The organism is Cysteiniphilum sp. JM-1 (assembly GCF_008711525.1).
GTDB lineage: Bacteria > Pseudomonadota > Gammaproteobacteria > Francisellales > Francisellaceae > Caedibacter.
Genome location: NZ_VXKS01000020.1, coordinates 17,650 through 34,888 on the forward strand (window position 1 = coordinate 17,650; position 17,239 = coordinate 34,888).

Consider the following 17,239-nt stretch of genomic DNA (forward strand, 5'->3'; position numbering starts at 1 on the left):
AGAAAAGTATGAAAAAGATTACAAGTATCACAATCAGTGTTATGTTATTAGGTGGTAATCTTGCGTCAGCAGGCACAGATTTTTATACAACATCGACAATGGCAAAACAGGTGTATAAGACGCAAATACATAGTCTAAATGCATCAATTAATCTTAATGAATAACGAAACAATCAATAAAACAGGAGTCAATAAATGTTCCCAAATTTAGAAAACCAACGAGTACCCAATGTCACGTTTAAAACCATGCAAGATGGTCAGTGGCAGGATGTGACAAGCGATGATATTTTTAAAGGTAAAAATGTTATTGTGTTCTCATTACCGGGTGCTTTCACGCCAACATGCTCATCTGCACATGTGCCGCGCTTTAATGAGTTGTTTCCAGTATTTAAAGAGTATGGCATTGATCGCATTGTTTGCATGTCAGTCAATGATACCTTTGTGATGAATGCATGGAAAAAAGAGCAAAAGGCCGAGAATATCGAGTTTATCCCTGATGGCAATGGTGAGTTCACTGAAAAAATGGGACTTTTGGTTGATAAAGAGGCTTTAGGTTTTGGTAAGCGTTCATGGCGTTATTCAATGCTTGTAAAAGATGGTGTGATTGCCAAAATGTTTATTGAGCCAAATAAAGCAGGTGACCCGTTTGAAGTCTCTGATGCGGATACGATGCTTAAGTTTGTTGCGCCTAATGCGCAATTGCCGAAAGAGGTGACCATTTTCACTAAGCCAGGGTGTCCACATTGTAAGCGCGCTAAAAAGTTATTGGCAGAGCAGAATCAAGGCTATGAAGAAGTCGTTTTGGGGCATGGCGCTTCAATGCGTACCGTCAAGGCGTTAACTAATCGTCAAACCGTACCGCAAATTTATATTGATGGTCAGCATATCGGTGGCGCGGATGATTTGGAGAAGTACTATAGCAGCAAGTAACGAATTGATTTAAATAAAGCGTAAGCCTTTTGCGCTGCATTAAGGTACAATCACAGGCATTGTTGAGTGGCTATAAGGAGCATCATCAGATGCATTTTCAAATCAACCCATCCATTTTATCGGCAAATCTTGCACATTTAGGTGATGATGTTAAAAAGGTATTAAAAGCCGGCGCTGATAATATTCATTTTGATGTGATGGATAATCACTATGTCCCTAACTTAACATTTGGTTCAATGATATTAAAGGCACTGCGCGATGATGGCATTAATGCTGGCATGGATGTGCATTTAATGGTTGAGCCTGTTGATTCGATGATTGAGAGCTTTGCTAAAGCCGGAGCGACAAGTATTGTCTTTCACCCTGAGGCATCAAAGCATGTTGATCGAAGCTTGGGTTTAATCAAATCTTTTGGCATTGATGCAGGTCTTGCATTAAACCCGGCGACGTCTGTTAGCGTCTGTCAGCATGTGCTTGAAAAGATCGATAGGCTACTCATCATGACGGTAAACCCAGGATTTGGCGGGCAGAATTTTATCGATGCAATGTATGACAAGATAAGCACGACAGCGCAATGGATTAAAGAATATAAAAGTGATATTTTGCTCGAAGTTGATGGTGGAGTGAAAGTCGATAATATTGCTCAAATTGCAAGCTGTGGAGCTCAAGCATTTGTCGCGGGATCAGCAATTTTTAATGCGCAAGATTATAAGGAAATTATTAATAAAATGCGCCAACAACTCGGATGAAAAATGGCCATAAAAAAGACCATAAAAAGTGGGGCAAAAAAGATTGATGAAAAAAATATTTTTTGACCTTAAATTTTTGATTGACCCGCAAAAAAATTGGCTCTAATATTCGCACTTTCTGTCACCATAAAACTTAAGGCATGATCGCAATGACGGAAGTAAAAACACTAAGAAAAGACCTTAAACTACGCCACCTGGAATTGATTTCTTTGGGAGGCATTATCGGATCAGCTTTTTTCCTCGGCACGGGATATATTATTGCCCAAGGAGGTCCTGCGGTTTTAATATCTTATGCCTTAGGCGGATTGATTGTGTTTTTAGTGATGCTTTGTCTGTGCGAGCTAACCGTGGCAATGCCCAGTTCAAGTTCGTTTATTCAATATGCAAGTGATTATATTTCACCAACGTGGGCATGTGGCACGGGTTGGTCATATTGGCTTAATTGGATTGCTTATATTCCGGCTGAGTGTACGGCAGCTGGCATTATTATGCATTATATTATCCCAAGTGTGCCTGCATTTACTTGGGCGATGCTATTTGGATTGATGATTACCATTATTAACTTATCCAAAGTACGTATTTTCGGTGAGATGGAATTCTGGCTGTCGATTGTTAAAATTGTTGCAATTGTGATGTTTAGTGTGTTAGCAATATTCATCTTTTTTGGACTGTATAAAAGTGGCGGCAAAATGCCAACCATTGGTACTGAGTATTTACTTGGTGATGGTGGTTTCTTTCCACATGGCAAGCTTGTTGTGATTAGTTTGATGGTCATGTTACTTGTCAATTTCCAAGGATCTGAAATCGTGTGTTTAGCAGCGGCTGAGTCAACTGATACTGATGTTGCTATTCCACGTGCTTCACGCAATATTGCTATTCGTATCGTGTTGCTTTATCTAGTACCAGTATTGCTATTAGTGCTCATATTCCCATGGAATAAAATGGAAAGTGATACTTCGGTTTTTGTTCTAGCATTACAGCAATATGGTTTTCACTGGGTCGCTGGCGTCTTTACGTTTGTGATTCTAACAGCAGCTTTTTCATGCGCTAATAGTGGCATGTATGCAACGGTGCGTGCATTGTATGGTTTGTCAAATCAAAAGATGGCACCAAAAATATTCTCAAGACTTAATCGCCATCAAGTGCCAATGCCTGCGGCGATATTCACTTTGATTTGCATCTGGATATTTTTGATTTTGTCATACTTTTTCTCGTCAACAGCAGCATTTTCTTACCTTTTAAGCATTTCTGGCTTTACCGGTGCGGTATGCTGGATTTCAATTTGCTGGTCACAATACAACTTTAGAAAGCATTGCAAGAAGCACAAGATTGAATTAAAAGGCAAGTTCCGTACGCCATTTTATCCATTGGTGCCACTCTTGGGAATCTGGTTGCAGGTTGCTTGTTTGGTGCTGTTATTTTTCAATGAAGAATTAAGACCAGCCTTCTACTTTGGCGTACCGGCAGTACTCTTACCAATGGCGATTTATTGGCTATATAAAAAGTACAGCAAAGCCAGTAATCATATTGAACAGAGTTTATAGATAATCTTTTTATTTTTTTTAGCAAAAAAATTTATTTACAGCGAAATAACTTGCTGTTACTTTATGCAAAATTTTTAGCAGTCTTGATTTTAAGTGCTAGACTTCATATATGAATCAACGCTTTAAATCAAACGTGTCTGATGAGAGTCAGATAATTGTTTAATTGGCACAAAACGGGAGTTTCCATGGCCTTCAATGAATAGGGCGCACATGAGTTAAATAGCTTAAGGTGCGCTTTACAAACTATAGGAGAGGTTCTATGCATAATATCAATTCATTTAACACACGTAACACATTTCAACCCTACTTCAGTTATGATGAAAACAATCAGTTGTGTGTTCATTATGGTCAGAGTTTCACACAGTCGAAACCACTCACCGAGATCATTGACAAAGTACTACAAAAAGGCGGCAGTAAGCCTTGTGTACTAAACTTTAAACACATCACTGAAGATAGGATGTTAAACCTCTACCAAAGTTTTGCCAAAGCAATGGAAAATTACCGTTATCAAGGTGCTTATCAGTTAGCGTATCCGATCAAAGTAAACCCTAATGCTGCAGTGATGGAGACCTTAAAAGAGTGCGCTTATAAATATGATTTACCTTTTAACTTTGAAGTTGGCAGTAAGTCTGAGTTGCTAAGCGTTTTAGCACTTGCTGCAAAGGAAAATAATATCATTTGCAATGGCTTTAAAGACAAGGCATTTTATGAACTTGCCAACTTAGCTGCCAAGCTAGGTTACACGGTCATTATGGTGCTCGAAAATGTTGATGAATTAGCAGTTGTTAAATCTCTAAGCTATGAATCGGCGATTTACTTTAAATTAGGTTATCGCACAAAGCCATTTCATGAGGATTTGCATAGTGTTAAGTTTGGTCTTAGCTTAAAAGACATTCTTTTTGTTAATAATGAACTAAAAGCGCTTAATTTGAGTGACAAAGTGGTATTGCTGCATGGACATATCGGTTCACAACTTAAGCAGTTAAGTCAGGTTGAGAAGCATATTAATATGATGGTTTGCTTATATGGCAACCTATTAAATGATTGTAAAAATCTGACAATGATTGATTTAGGTGGTGGCTTAGGTATTGATTATGAGGATACCCAAAACCCACGTTTTCAATTGCCATATTATGCTGAAACGATTGTTAGAACATTCAGCTATTTTGTCGATCTTTTTCAGCTGCCACATCCAACGATTATTACTGAGTCAGGCAGGGCTGTGACGGCGATCTCAAGTGTGTTGATCGTTTCACCTCTTTATCAAAAAGCAGAAAATGAAATTGTTACTCAAACAAGCTATGACGAGGCTTTACAAGCAGGGTGGTTGAATGGCGAAATCGATTTAGCAGACTTGGTTGACAGCTCAAGTGTCAGCTATTTGGGCGATCAAAATGCACAAAAATTATGGCTTAATTTCTCGTTATTTCAGTCTTTACCAGATCACTGGGGGATTGGGCAACATTTCCCATTATTACCAGTAACACATTACTCAGAAGAAGAAAGCATCGATTGTCAGTTATTTGATATTTCATGTGATGCTGATGGTGTTTTTAAAGATAAAGAAGGCAATGATTATATTAACTTGCCATGCACTGAGATTAATGATCTTGCCTTTATGTTTGTCGGTGCTTATCAGGATATGCTCAGTAGCAAGCACAATATCATTGGGCGAACAACCTCTGTCGAGGTGGATTTTGTAACCTATGATGACTGTGTGTTATATGTCGAACAGGCTGAGGATTATCATGCACTATTGTGTCAGTATGGACATAATCCGCTGCAATTAAGCTCGAGATTACAACGTTTGGCTTATTTTCATTTAACGGAAGAGTTAACAGATCATGAGCAATTGCTATTGGATAGTATCCTAAGTGGTAATCCTTACTTGCAATTGGCAGATGCCGAACAAGTAGCTTATGATTTTAATCAACAAATATTCAATAAAATCTAGACCAAAAAGACAGTAATAAGCAGATAAAAATACGATTGCTTTGGTTTTCATAAGCAATCTTTGTTATGATTTTGCCAGATAAAACTAAACCTCTGGATGTGCTTATGCGTGTTTTGCTTAATTTACTGTTTGTTGTTGCCGTTGTTGTCGCTGTATTGGTGTTTTTTCCGTTCTCAATGCTCATATTACTTGGCGTATTGTTATTGATGCTTTACTTTTTACCAAGCTATATTGCTTTTAAAAAGCAGCATCCAAGTGCGATTATCATCTTTATTGTTAACTTGTTATTTGGCTTTACGTTTATTGTTTGGTTGATCTGTTTGATTTTGGCAATTGCCTACCAACCACGTACGATTATTGTTGAAAAACATCATTACCATGCCGTGTAATGCGATGACCGTGATGCTTGATATGATTAAATCGCTTAATAAAGCGCAGCAAAAAGCCGTACTTTTAACAAATGAAAACGCATTGGTTTTAGCCGGAGCGGGCAGTGGTAAGACGCGTGTGTTAACGCATCGCATTGCCTACTTGTGTCAGGAGAGAAACATCTCACCTTTGAATATATTGGCAGTGACCTTTACCAATAAAGCAGCACGCGAGATGCGCGGTAGGGTTGAGGAGCTTCTAGGCTTTTCAACCGTTGGTATGTGGATTGGTACATTTCACGGAATAGCACATAGATTATTGCGCCAACATGCACAAGAGATCGGTTTTGATCGACGCTTTAAAGTGCTCGACCAAGATGATCAATTACAAGTCGTTAAGAAAGTTATCCAAAGTTTAAACCTAGATGAGAAATATTATCCACCTAAGTATTTTCAAGGCTTTATTAATGGCAAAAAAGATGAAGGAATGCGCGCGATTGATTTGCCAACAGCCGAGTTTGATAGTGAAGTGGTTAAAATATATCAAGCTTATGAAGCACGTTTAAAGGCAGATAATGCATTAGATTTTGCTGATTTGCTACTATACGCTTATGAGTTATTTAAACACAATGAAGTGCTTCGTAGCTATTATCAAAAGCGCTTTCAATATGTATTGATTGATGAGTTTCAAGATACCAATAGTGTGCAATATAAATGGTTGATGTGTCTGAAATCAGAGAATAATGCCTTTATGGCGGTGGGTGATGATGATCAATCTATTTATGGTTGGCGTGGCGCTAAGGTTGAAAATATTGAACATTACTTGGTGGATTTGACACCGGTAAAAGTCGTGCGTTTGGAGCAGAATTATCGCTCAACACAGCTGATTTTAGATGCAGCTAATGCGGTGATTGCCAATAACAGCAAACGCATGGGCAAGATGCTATGGTCTGAAGCTGAAAAGGGTGAGCCAATAGCGCTTTATGAGGCCTTTAATGAGCGCGATGAAGCAGATTATATTGCCGATAAAATTGATGATCTACATCATAATCAATCTATTTCCTTGGCTGATATTGCGATATTGTATCGCTCTAATGCGCAATCGCGTGTGATTGAAGAGGCATTACTTAAACGCGGGTTGTCTTATCGCATTTATGGAGGCTTACGCTTTTTTGATCGCGCAGAGATTAAAGATGCATTAGCCTATATGCGTTTGCTTGCACTACGCGCCGATAACTTAGCTTTTGAGCGGGTGATTAATCTACCAACGCGTGGCATTGGTAATAAAACCTTAGAAAGTATCCGCGAGTATGCCGGAGTGCATGATTTATCCTTATGGCACGCGACACTACAGATGATTGAAATAAAAGCGTTTAGTAGTCGTGCCTCTCAAGCACTGCAGCGATTTGTTGATTTGATTGAGGATATGTCTTCGTTGAAAGATGCATTGACTTTAGGGCAGTTAATGCGTCATGTACTTGATGCCAGTGGCTTAATGCTGATGTATCAGGAGTCAAAAGCTGAGAAAGCACAACAAAAGCATGAAAACTTAAAAGAGTTAGTCAATGCAGCCAATGAGTTTATTCCGCCTGTTGAGGATGTTGCTGATGAGGATTTGCTGGTTGAGTTTTTAAGCTTTGCTGTGCTTGAGTCAGGGGAGATGCAGGCCGAGGATAATATGGATGCGGTGCAATTGATGACTTTGCATACCGCAAAAGGGCTTGAATTTCCTTATGTGTTTATGACAGGGCTTGAAGATGGCTTATTTCCATCATCACGCTCGATTGAAGTGCGTGAGAAATTGGCTGAAGAAAGACGGCTTTGTTATGTGGGTATTACGCGTGCGATGCGTTATCTGACCTTAAGCTTTAGTAAAGTGCGCCATCAATATGGCGATGTTAATTATCAGATTAAGTCGCGATTTTTAGATGAAATTCCGGATGAGTATATTCAATATGTGCGCCAGCAAGTGAAAAAAACACCATCGCCAAAAGCTAAGAAAGCAAGTTTTGGCATGTCGCCTTTTGAGTTTATGAAAATTCAAAGTGCAAATAGCAATGCCTTTAAATCAGGTGACTGTGTTGTTCATCCAAAGTTTGGTATAGGCGTGGTTTTAAAAACCGAAGGACAAAATGATGATTTGTGTTATCACATTGACTTTCAAGCCGGAGGTGGCAAAAAGGTGTTGCTTGCCAATATGGCGAAGCTGACAAAATTATAATGCTTTTGTTTGAGCAGTAAGCCACGCTTTAATCGCTTCGTCACTAATCATAGGCAATATTTCTTTTTCGACACGCAAGTGGTAACTATTAATCTGTTTAATTTCATCATTAGTCAGAAGTGCAGTATCGATCAAGTTGCGCGCATAAGGCACAAGTGTGAGATCTTCAAAACAGTAAAAATCACCAAAATCATGGTGCGCCTGCTCGCGCATTGGTTTAACAAAGCATAAGTTTTCAATACGAATACCAAACTGATGAGGGAAATAAACACCCGGTTCATTACTCACAATCATGCCAGGCTCAAGTGATTGATTGCTAAAGGCCGGAGAAATACGCTGTGGTCCTTCATGCACACACAAGAAGCTACCAACCCCATGTCCTGTACCATGAGCATAGTTTAACTGTTGTTGCCATAAAGGCTGACGCGCTAGTGTATCTAGCTGCTCGCCTCGGGTGCCTTTAGGAAAGCTTGCATTTTGAATCGCTAGATGCCCCTTAAGTACTAATGTGTAATAGTATTTATGCTCTGAGGTTGGGTTGCCTAGATGAAAGACACGCGTAATATCTGTGGTACCTTCCAAATACTGTCCACCTGAATCTAGTAAGTAAAGACTGCTATTATCAATGACTTTAGAAGTCTTTGCAGATGAGCGGTAGTGAATAATCGCGCCATTTGAGGCAAAGCCGCTAATAGTATCAAAGCTTGCCCCTTTGAAGTTAGGTTGTTTTTGGCGGAATTTCAATAGCATATCTTGCGCTTTAAGCTCATCAACACCTTCATGCCAATGATTTTCAAGCCAGTGAATAAATTCGATCATCGCAATAGCATCTTTTTTGTGCGCATACTTACTACCATCAATTTCAGTCATGTTTTTGCACGCTTTGGCTAGTGTGATAGGTGATGGCGCGAAATGATCGTTACAGTCGATATTTAAGTTTTGTAGGATCGCATAATTTGCCGTATTAGGATCAATCCAAATTTTGCCTTGAAGCTTTGATAATTGCGGGTAAAACGCATCATAACTGACGATGCTAACGCCTTGAGTATTCAGCGTGGTTTTAACCTCATCATTCAACTTAGTTTCATCAACAAAAAACTCACAACGATCTTTATAAAGGATCACATAGCTAATCACTAAGGGGTTAAAGTTAATATCATTACCGCGAATATTGAGTAACCATGCAATTTCATCAAGCATGCTAACAATTAATGCATCGACTTTATTCTTATGCATTAGTGAGCGCATTTCTTTAAGCTTCGTCGTGGTATCTTTGCCACTGAAATGATCTTTTTGTAAAAAGGTAGCGGCATGTGGTAATGCACTTTGATCATTAAGCGTGGTACGTGCTTGATCGATTAAATTATCTTGATCAAAAACACATTTGCCTTCAAGTGAGTGCATAAGCTCCTCAAGGTGTTCAGCGCGTTTTATCGATACAGTGGTTGGGTCAATAGCGATAGTTTTGCCATAGGCATTGTCTCTTAGCCAGTTTTCTAACTCGGAAATAAAACCTTGCTGTTTTTGTAAGCTATAGATACTGCTATCAAGCTGTGCTTCAGCTTGCAAGAAATAACGTCCATCTGTCCAAAGAAGGGCATTATTTTGACCAATTAACGCTTCACCTGCACTGCCATCAAATTCGCTTATCCACGGGCGGCGTTGCCAAGCCTTAGGTAAATACTCGTTATTATGTGCATCTGTTGATGGTGCAAGATAAAAATCATATTGTTTTTGCTGCATTAATTGACGTAATGTTTGAACTTTTGTGGAGATCTCCAGCATGAAGTTGTCCCTATTGCTTATTTCATAAGTTGTGGTTATTTAATCGTAGATGCTTGCTATAAACAATAAAATTTAAATTTTTTCATTGAAAAAGCGCTAACAACACTCCCAGTCTGCTAAAAAGTTAACTATACTAGCCAAGGTTTAATTAAAAGGAATAGCTTCTTTATTGAGAAGCTCCCGCAATGTCCTGCTAACGGATAAACTATTTTTATAACCGAAAAAAATGAGGAAGAAACATGAAGAAAAAAATCATTGTTGGCTTATTAGCAGCGGGCTTGTGCTCTGCAGCTTTCGCAGCGAATGATCATAGCAACCAATTATATGGACAGTTTGGCTTAGGTGGTTATATTAATCATAGCTATTCTCAAAGTGGTCCTGCTGTATCAGGCACTGTTGGTTATGGTTTTAACAAGAACCTTGCGGCACAAGCAAGTGTTAGCTACATGGGCAACAACCAAAAAACTGTTTTAGCGGAAGGTATCTGGAATTTTGCTAATAACACGAAATTCACACCGTATGTTGCGATCGGTGGTGGTTACATGAGTTTAACAACGAACTCATTTGGTCTTGATGCAGGTGCTGGTGTTAAGTATGACTTTGCGCCGAATGCTTATATTTCAGCTGATTATCGTTATCTTCAATCATTTGGCTCTAAGACACCAAATGGTAGCATGATTACTGTTGGTCTTGGCTTGTACTTCGGTGGTGCGAATAACACATCTGCTTATGGCGCTATGGGTCCTGTGGCAGCAGATCAACAAGCACGTGAAGATGAGTATCATGCAGCTTATGCATTACCAAAGAATGTGATGGAATGCCAAGCAGGTACTTCTGAAATGACACGTGAGTCTATCGGTTGCTACACAGTTGATGGCGATAAAGTAACAATGCATTTAGATGCTAAATTTGCCTATAGCAGCTATGCATTAAATACAAAAGCTAAAGCGGCAATTGACAACCTAATCAACTTTATGAACGAGTATGATATCAAGAAAGTAGTATTACAAGGCTTCGCTTCACAAGGTAAAAAAGGTCCAGCATTTGCACAATACAACCAGCAGTTATCAGTTAACCGTGCGCAAGCGGTTAAATCATACATGATTTCTAAAGGTGTTGATGCAAGCAATATCGAAGTGGTTGGTTATGGTTATACACGTCCATTAGTACCAAACACAACGAAAGCCAATCAGTCAATCAACCAACGTGTTGAAACTAGTATCCCTGTTCCTTTAAAGGCTCAGTAATTATTTCTGTCTGAATTGTAAGCAGCCTTGTTTTGTCAAGGTTGTCTTCTTCTGAATTGTTCTTTATTTCTTAAATTTTTTAGTTCGCATTCATTCGGAAATCGGATAGAATAGCTCGAAATTTCCATAAAGCGAAACTTCAAAATCCATGTCAAAAATTACACCTACTTTCATTAAAGAAGTCTTTGATGCTTCACGTGTTATTGTACCTCAGCAAACTTTAGAAGCATCATTTGAAAAAGTGGCAACTGAGATTACACAAAATCACATCAAAGATAATCCGATTGCTGTGTGCGTGATGAATGGTGGCTTGTTTATTACTTCAGAAATTGTCAAACGTTTGCGCTTTCCATTACAGGTTGATTATATTCATGCTAGCCGTTATGGCAATGAGTACACAGGTGCCAATATGCTAAATTGGGTTAAAACACCTAATATTAACCCGCAAGGTCGCACGGTTATTTTGTTTGATGATATTTTAGATGGTGGTTTAACCTTAGCTGAAGTTAAACGTTATTACGAAGATCGAGGCGCGTTAAATGTCTTAACAGCGGTGATGCTTGATAAAAAAGCACCAAGAGATAAAGGTGGCTTGATCAAAGCAGATTACGCTGGTCTTGAAGTTGAAAATGAATTTTTATTTGGTTTTGGTCTGGATTATCACGGTTATATGCGCAATGTGCCAGAGATTCGCGCCGTAGACACAAAGCATATGATTTAATTACTCTTTTATTATTTTTTCTTATGATCATTGATTCTCATTGTCACCTCAACTATTTACAAAAAGAAGAGCAACCCACACTTCAGGAAATTGTTGCTGAAGCCAAAGCGAAAGGCGTTGAAAAAATTATCTCGATCGCGACCACACTAGAAGATGTCGAAGCAATTAAAGCGATTGCTTTAACATTTCCTGAAGTTTATTACTCCGTCGGCGTTCATCCCAGTGAAGTTGAAGGTATTCAACCGCTTGATGCACAAACCATTATCGATTATATCGACCATGATAAATGTGTCGCGATTGGTGAGACAGGACTTGATTACTATTACAATGATCAAGAGACGCACTCACTACAGCAGCAGAAATTTATTGCCCACATTGAAGCGGCAAAAATATTAAAAAAACCTGTTATTGTGCACACTCGTGGTGCCAAAGAAGATACATTAGCTATTTTAAAAACACATGCCATTGATCAATGCGGTGGCGTGCTGCATTGCTTTACCGAAGATTGGGACATGGCAAAAAAAGCGCTTGATATGGGAATGTATATTTCAATCTCAGGCATTGTGACCTTTAAAAATGCACAAGATGTGCAAACTATGGCGCAGAAAATTCCACTAGATCGCTTGTTGATTGAAACCGATGCACCGTATTTAACCCCCGTGCCATATCGCGGTAAACCGAATTATCCGGCATATGTTTATTATGTTGCCGAGTTTTTGGCAAAGTTGCGCGGTGAGGATTTTGAGCACTTTTGTCAGGCGACAAAAGAAAACACTAAGCGCTTGTTTTGTGGAATCAATGCGTAAAAAGAGCGTTTGAATCGATTGCTAAGCTGCAAAAAAATATTTCTCAGGCTATACTTTTAGCAGGTTTATGATGAGCATGTATCATTGAGACAATCAAGGAAGCGGCTATGGTATGTAATAGAAAATATAAAACATATAAAAAATATACAAAGCTGATGCGTAATAAAGATCATTATCAATCACGCAAGCAAGCTGGTTTTGGTTTGATCGAGTCTTTAATTGCACTGACTATATTAGTTTTTGTCTTTACCTCGTTTATGGCAGTGATGCTGCGCTCAGCCACTGTGGCAAGTCGCACAAATAACGAAGTTGCTATTGATATTCTATTGGATAATCGCATTGAAAACTCATGGATTACCGGAGATGCGATTGATACCGCAGCAAATGGCAATATTGTCTTTACTCAAGGAACAACGGAATTAACAGGACGTAATACCTTGTTAAATGTTGAGCAGCAGCGCACCTTTGCTGTGGTGATACCGTAAGTTTAAGGGGTATCAAGATGCATGTTCAAAGGGTTAAAACAAAAGAGCAGGGCGCAAGTTTAATTCAAATACTCGTAGGTATTGCGGTTGCTGCTTTTGTTTTGGTGATGGCAGGTGAGATGTATTACACCGTGCGTCATAGCTACACACGCACAGTCACACAATTAGTGGATAATACCGAGGCAAGTGTTGTTGCTCAAACCTTTCGCAATCTTGTGGATCAATCAACGTCACCATCGCCCTATGGCTTATGGCCATGGCAGCAGGTGGATTTGCGTGTAACAAGTTCTACCTTTAATCCGCTATCCTATCCACCAGTATATGCGGCAAGCTCATTAAATTTTTATGCTCCACCAAATCATGTTGCTGGAACTGATATATTAATGTTACAAGGCGTTGTTTCCAGTGAGCTATCTAGTGCTATTTCAGCCAGTGCTTCACCGATGAATATCACAACAGGGTTAAATATTGGCAATGATGATTATATATTGCTAGCGGATCAAACGGGCTATCAAGTGATGAAGGCAACAGCGAATGCTTCGGGTGGTTCAGTGCCTGTTGAGCAGGGGCCAGCGCGTAGCTATGCCGCGGACAGTTTTTTGGCGCAATACCATGTCTATATTTTGTATTTGCGTGATCAAGGTGGTGTCAAAAGTCTTATGATTAATGTTGATAATGCAGGAAGTTCACAAGAGCTTATTGATAATGTTGATGATCTGCAAATTCGCTACTATGTCAACGGTGTTTGGAATAATGTCCAAGCAGACGGTACAGCTAATTATCTTGAGCCTTGGTATAAAGCCGTCAAAGGCATAGAGGTTCGTTATACAGTTTCAGGGCAAGTCTATACAATCCTAATTGCGTTAAAGGCGAATGTTTTGTAGCTAGGCTGCTACAAATCAGGTTAACTCGTCAAAATAAACTGCTTTAAAAAACTGTCAATGCGCATATTAAGCTTAAAAGGAGATATGCTTGAGCCATCTTGTTGCTCAAAATAGGCTTTAGCTTGAGCCTTATCAACGCTTTCTTTTAATGCATCAAAGCGCCCAAAGTTATTAAGGTTTACCTCGTTTACTTTGTCGTTTAATAACGCTAACAGCAAGCCTCTATCCAAGCCTAAAGCATTGACAATACTATTAAGCTGAGCGTTTTCAGCATGTGCTTTATAGTCGTTTATGTAGTCTCTAAAGCTGTGTTCTTCAATAAGTTGCGCATCACCGCGCTGAAGGTCATGCAAGAACAGCTTAGCGTATTTTTGATCATTTTGAGTCAGTGATGCAAATGACTTATGCAGCTCATTGAGCACAAGTTCAATCTTAGCTTGATCTTTATGTTGGTTAAGCTCTTTTAAGTATTTTTCAAAGCAGCTGTTCATATGATTGGCGTCGATCTTGCCAGTATCAGTTTCAGTCAAATAGCCCTTAATATCAAAAGGAATGTCGCCACCGCCATTGGCGCTGCCTTGACCTTTTTTAAGAAGCTCTTTGTAGCGCACAACAAGGCTTAAATAAGTTTGCTCATTAATTGCCAGTGTGACGTGATACTGCTTGGAATTTTCAGTAAATGAATAGGTTAGCTCATGCCAATGAAATCCTTGCACCTTGGCAGCTTGTAAGTGCTGATTAAACGGATTAAACAAACTGGCAAATTTAGCGCAAGTATCAATATCCTCAGGTAGCTTTTCAAAGTTTTGCACACCTGCGTTGACAAATAACTCGGTAATTTCCGCAAATAGATCATTCATTACTTTGAGATTATCTTTAAGCCGATCGACAAATAAACCAATGGGTTTATCACCTGAGTAAAGTTTGACCGCATCCTTGATATGCTGCTCCATCGTATGCGGGTAACGATAATAACGAATCGTACCGTGAGGTTTATCCACACCAAATAGACGGTTGGTGCGTGAAAATGCCTGAATAATATTTTGGTATTTAATGACCTTATCTAAATACAAGGTATTAAGCCATTTAGAGTCAAAGCCGGTGAGCATTTGATCAACGACAATCAGTAAATTCAGCTGTTTTTTCGGTTCGGTGTGTATGCGCTTATACGGATCTTTATGCGCAAGGCGTGCCGCAATATCTTTTTTAAACGCAGCATGCTTGGCAAAGTCAAACTCGTGACCAAAGCGTGCATTATAGTCGCGCATGATTTCCTCTAAACCATCGGCTTTAAACGTTGGACCTCTGTCATCGCTACCATTGTTATCAATATGCGGATCAAATAATGCCGATATATTAAGCTCAGGCTTAGCAGCTTTTAATAGCCGGTAATAATCAATGGCTTCGGCAATGCTGTCGGTGGCTAAAATGGCATGAAATTTATTAGCCTGACTTAGGACATCCCAGTTATTTAAGATATCTTCGACAACCTTTTGTTGATGTGTATTACTCTGGTACTGCTCTTTAGGCACATAGTCTTCAATGCCTTTGAAATATTTGCCTGTGGCATCTCTATAGCCAGCCATCGGCATATCATGTATGAAGTAATTAAACTTTTTCTTTTTAGCAGGGTTTGCCATGGCATCGGCAACGCTATTGGCGTTGACCTCTTTTAAGGCAACCACTTGGCGCAGATCACGGTCTCTAAAAGTAGAGACTCTATATGGATCAAATCCCAGCACATTGCCATCGCGGATACCATCGGCAATGCTATAGCGATGCAGCTCATTACCAAACACATCGGCGGTGGTGTTTTTATTAATCTGATTTTCTGCCTGAATAGGTGTGCCGGTAAAGCCAAAGAACAAGGCTTTAGGAAATGTGTTTTTAATGCTAAGCAGCATGCCTTCCTTATCCTCTGTGCCACCGCTCATGGTGGAGCGGTGCGCCTCGTCAACGATAAACACCAAGCGCTTAGCACGAATGTGCTCGATATCTGCCGAATTAGTCGCAGTCCCCGCATCATCCACTGCTTCAAAAATATTACTCATTTTTTGAATCGAGCTTACGATGAGGGTGTTGACAGGATCGTTACTTTTAAGCTTTGTGATTAAGATATGGGTATTTTCAGTGGCTTGCACGTCATCACGCTCACCAGCAAAGCCTTTATATTCACGCAGTGATTGGGTACCAAGCTCAATGCGATCCATCAAAAAAATCACTTTATCAGCGTCTTTGGATTGGGCAATCAATTGTGCTGATTTAAAACTGGTTAGGGTTTTGCCTGATCCCGTGGTATGCCACACATAGCCACCCAAGCGATCCGGATTATTTCTACTATTGCCAAGTTGCTGCCAGCGGGTTTTAGCCACTTTGTCAGAGATGGCATTAACTGCATAATATTGGTAGCTACGCATGACTTTAAGCACACCATCGGTGTTATCGGCAACGGTATAAAAACCAATAAGCTGATGCGCCATCGGGATTGATAATAAAGTGGCAGTAATATCTTTCCAATGATTCATGGGTTCATTATTAAAATCCGCCCAATTAAATTGATAATCAGGGTTGAATTTCACGCCCATGCCGGGATTGGCAAGGTATTTGGTTTCATGAGGGGTCATTGCCACAAAGACTTGAATCAATGAGAAAATCCCGCTGAAAATGCCCTCAGCACTGTATTTTTCAATTTGGTTAACGGCTTGGCTTACTGGAATGCTGCTGCGTTTTAGCTCGATATGAATCACCGGCATGCCGTTAATCAGTAACAATACGTCACCTCGGCGATCATGACACAAGGAGCTGCCACGTTCAAACTGTGGTTGCTGTACAATCTGGTAGCGGCTTTGACCGGCAGCAATCTCGTGGCGATCATAAATTTTCAAACTCACTTCTTTACCAAAGTGCAAAGTATCCAATGGATTATCACGCTTAATGGCGATGGTTTTGCCATTGATCAAGCCATTGAGCTTAAGTGGTGTTTTAAGCGCTTTGATTTGCTCAAGGATCTGTTGCATTTCACTGGTGCTGAGCGGAACATCGTTTAGGCGATCACGCTGGCGGTTATTCTCAAACAAAATATCAGCCCAGTTTTGTAAAAGCTCGGTTTCGTTTGTATATCTTAAAATCTCAGGCTCCCAGCCCTTGTGGGTGAGCACTTCAATAAAGGCTTTCTCAAACTCAAGCTCTGTTGTAAAGGTTGTCATTTTATAGCTGAACCTCCCAGTATCCAGTTTTATCGGAGCCTATGCGTTTTAATTGGTTTGCTTGTTGTAATTTGCTAATGGCTCTGCCTATGGTACGAATATCTTTGCCCATCACCTCGGCCAATTGCTGACGCGTTAATTGGGGGTTATGTTGTAGTAATAATATAATAGCCTCGGAAGTTTTTAAGCCTGCAATATTTACAGGGGCGTTTTGCTTGCGTAATTGTGGTGAAACATTTAGCGCACTGGCGTTTAATTGCCCAACCTTTTCGCTAATGTCCGCGACCAAATTGAGAATATCAGCGCTAATGCTAAATGGTGGAATATAGCTCATATCTAT

The 17,239-nt window shown here is 39.7% G+C and carries 15 protein-coding genes; 12 read left to right on the plus strand and 3 right to left on the minus strand.

Annotated elements, in window-relative coordinates; translation table 11 throughout:
- Positions 1–8 precede the first annotated feature (8 nt).
- The 7 genes from F3D68_RS11285 to F3D68_RS08940 all read left to right on the plus strand — a co-directional run bounded on the left by F3D68_RS11285 (position 9) and on the right by F3D68_RS08940 (position 7,765).
- Positions 9–164: a hypothetical protein gene (locus F3D68_RS11285; RefSeq protein WP_191092776.1), complete on the plus strand. Its 156-nt coding sequence runs from the start codon at positions 9–11 to the stop codon at positions 162–164.
- Positions 165–194: 30 nt separating this feature from the next.
- On the plus strand, positions 195–929 hold the full coding sequence (locus tag F3D68_RS08915) for a glutathione peroxidase (RefSeq protein ID WP_151194093.1): 735 nt from the start codon (positions 195–197) through the stop codon (positions 927–929).
- An 89-nt stretch (positions 930–1,018) separates the two neighbouring features.
- Positions 1,019–1,678: a ribulose-phosphate 3-epimerase gene (gene rpe / locus F3D68_RS08920; protein WP_151194094.1), complete on the plus strand. Its 660-nt coding sequence runs from the start codon at positions 1,019–1,021 to the stop codon at positions 1,676–1,678.
- 149 nt (positions 1,679–1,827) lie between these two features.
- Positions 1,828–3,222, plus strand: coding sequence for an amino acid permease (locus tag F3D68_RS08925; RefSeq protein WP_151194095.1), 1,395 nt, complete (start codon positions 1,828–1,830; stop codon positions 3,220–3,222).
- A 259-nt stretch (positions 3,223–3,481) separates the two neighbouring features.
- Entirely contained in the window at positions 3,482–5,176 is a 1,695-nt protein-coding gene (locus F3D68_RS08930; protein WP_151194096.1) for an arginine decarboxylase, read from the plus strand.
- A 65-nt stretch (positions 5,177–5,241) separates the two neighbouring features.
- On the plus strand, positions 5,242–5,565 hold the full coding sequence (locus tag F3D68_RS08935) for a superinfection immunity protein (protein WP_151194098.1): 324 nt from the start codon (positions 5,242–5,244) through the stop codon (positions 5,563–5,565).
- Between the two features lie 13 nt (positions 5,566–5,578).
- Positions 5,579–7,765 carry a UvrD-helicase domain-containing protein gene (locus F3D68_RS08940; protein ID WP_411955152.1) on the plus strand — a complete coding sequence of 729 codons (2,187 nt, stop codon included), beginning with the start codon at positions 5,579–5,581 and terminating at the stop codon, positions 7,763–7,765.
- On the opposite strand, the gene F3D68_RS08945 is transcribed toward F3D68_RS08940, so the two are convergent.
- Entirely contained in the window at positions 7,760–9,550 is a 1,791-nt protein-coding gene (locus F3D68_RS08945; protein ID WP_151194099.1) for an aminopeptidase P family protein, read from the minus strand. The genes F3D68_RS08940 and F3D68_RS08945 overlap by 6 nt on opposite strands.
- Before the next feature lie 239 nt (positions 9,551–9,789).
- On the opposite strand from F3D68_RS08945, the gene F3D68_RS08950 reads away from it, so the two are divergent.
- The 5 genes from F3D68_RS08950 to F3D68_RS08970 all read left to right on the plus strand — a co-directional run bounded on the left by F3D68_RS08950 (position 9,790) and on the right by F3D68_RS08970 (position 13,693).
- Positions 9,790–10,797: an OmpA family protein gene (locus F3D68_RS08950; protein WP_151194100.1), complete on the plus strand. Its 1,008-nt coding sequence runs from the start codon at positions 9,790–9,792 to the stop codon at positions 10,795–10,797.
- Between the two features lie 148 nt (positions 10,798–10,945).
- A complete protein-coding gene (locus F3D68_RS08955) occupies positions 10,946–11,518 on the plus strand; it encodes a hypoxanthine-guanine phosphoribosyltransferase (RefSeq protein ID WP_117001265.1) in 573 nt (190 codons plus the stop codon).
- Between the two features lie 23 nt (positions 11,519–11,541).
- Positions 11,542–12,324 (plus strand): TatD family hydrolase, encoded by a 783-nt coding sequence (locus F3D68_RS08960; RefSeq protein WP_151194101.1) that lies wholly within the window; start codon positions 11,542–11,544, stop codon positions 12,322–12,324.
- A 107-nt stretch (positions 12,325–12,431) separates the two neighbouring features.
- Positions 12,432–12,809, plus strand: coding sequence for a prepilin-type N-terminal cleavage/methylation domain-containing protein (locus F3D68_RS08965; protein WP_151194102.1), 378 nt, complete (start codon positions 12,432–12,434; stop codon positions 12,807–12,809).
- Positions 12,810–12,826: 17 nt separating this feature from the next.
- The gene (locus F3D68_RS08970) at positions 12,827–13,693 is read left to right on the plus strand and encodes a hypothetical protein (RefSeq protein ID WP_151194103.1); all 867 of its coding nucleotides are present in this window, start codon (positions 12,827–12,829) and stop codon (positions 13,691–13,693) included.
- 20 nt (positions 13,694–13,713) lie between these two features.
- On the opposite strand, the gene F3D68_RS08975 is transcribed toward F3D68_RS08970, so the two are convergent.
- Together F3D68_RS08975 and F3D68_RS08980 are read right to left on the minus strand one after the other, a co-directional pair.
- Positions 13,714–16,899, minus strand: a complete 3,186-nt coding sequence (locus tag F3D68_RS08975; RefSeq protein ID WP_151194104.1) for a type I restriction endonuclease subunit R, EcoR124 family — start codon at positions 16,897–16,899, stop codon at positions 13,714–13,716.
- Between the two features lies 1 nt (position 16,900).
- Positions 16,901–17,233, minus strand: a complete 333-nt coding sequence (locus F3D68_RS08980) for a winged helix-turn-helix transcriptional regulator (RefSeq protein WP_151194105.1) — start codon at positions 17,231–17,233, stop codon at positions 16,901–16,903.
- Between the last annotated feature and the right edge of the window lie 6 nt (positions 17,234–17,239).

Bases quoted from the DNA above. Each gene is read 5' to 3' on its own strand.
- F3D68_RS08935 (WP_151194098.1), top strand. From the start codon at position 5,242: ATGATTTTGCCAGATAAAACTAAACCTCTGGATGTGCTTATGCGTGTT.
- F3D68_RS08940 (WP_411955152.1), top strand. From the start codon at position 5,579: ATGCTTGATATGATTAAATCGCTTAATAAAGCGCAGCAAAAAGCCGTA.
- F3D68_RS08950 (WP_151194100.1), top strand. From the start codon at position 9,790: ATGAAGAAAAAAATCATTGTTGGCTTATTAGCAGCGGGCTTGTGCTCT.
- F3D68_RS08945 (WP_151194099.1), bottom strand. From the start codon at position 9,550: ATGCTGGAGATCTCCACAAAAGTTCAAACATTACGTCAATTAATGCAG.
- F3D68_RS11285 (WP_191092776.1), top strand. From the start codon at position 9: ATGAAAAAGATTACAAGTATCACAATCAGTGTTATGTTATTAGGTGGT.
- F3D68_RS08960 (WP_151194101.1), top strand. From the start codon at position 11,542: ATGATCATTGATTCTCATTGTCACCTCAACTATTTACAAAAAGAAGAG.
- F3D68_RS08930 (WP_151194096.1), top strand. From the start codon at position 3,482: ATGCATAATATCAATTCATTTAACACACGTAACACATTTCAACCCTAC.
- F3D68_RS08975 (WP_151194104.1), bottom strand. From the start codon at position 16,899: ATGACAACCTTTACAACAGAGCTTGAGTTTGAGAAAGCCTTTATTGAA.
- F3D68_RS08915 (WP_151194093.1), top strand. From the start codon at position 195: ATGTTCCCAAATTTAGAAAACCAACGAGTACCCAATGTCACGTTTAAA.
- F3D68_RS08980 (WP_151194105.1), bottom strand. From the start codon at position 17,233: ATGAGCTATATTCCACCATTTAGCATTAGCGCTGATATTCTCAATTTG.
- F3D68_RS08955 (WP_117001265.1), top strand. From the start codon at position 10,946: ATGTCAAAAATTACACCTACTTTCATTAAAGAAGTCTTTGATGCTTCA.
- F3D68_RS08925 (WP_151194095.1), top strand. From the start codon at position 1,828: ATGACGGAAGTAAAAACACTAAGAAAAGACCTTAAACTACGCCACCTG.
- F3D68_RS08965 (WP_151194102.1), top strand. From the start codon at position 12,432: ATGGTATGTAATAGAAAATATAAAACATATAAAAAATATACAAAGCTG.
- F3D68_RS08970 (WP_151194103.1), top strand. From the start codon at position 12,827: ATGCATGTTCAAAGGGTTAAAACAAAAGAGCAGGGCGCAAGTTTAATT.
- rpe (WP_151194094.1), top strand. From the start codon at position 1,019: ATGCATTTTCAAATCAACCCATCCATTTTATCGGCAAATCTTGCACAT.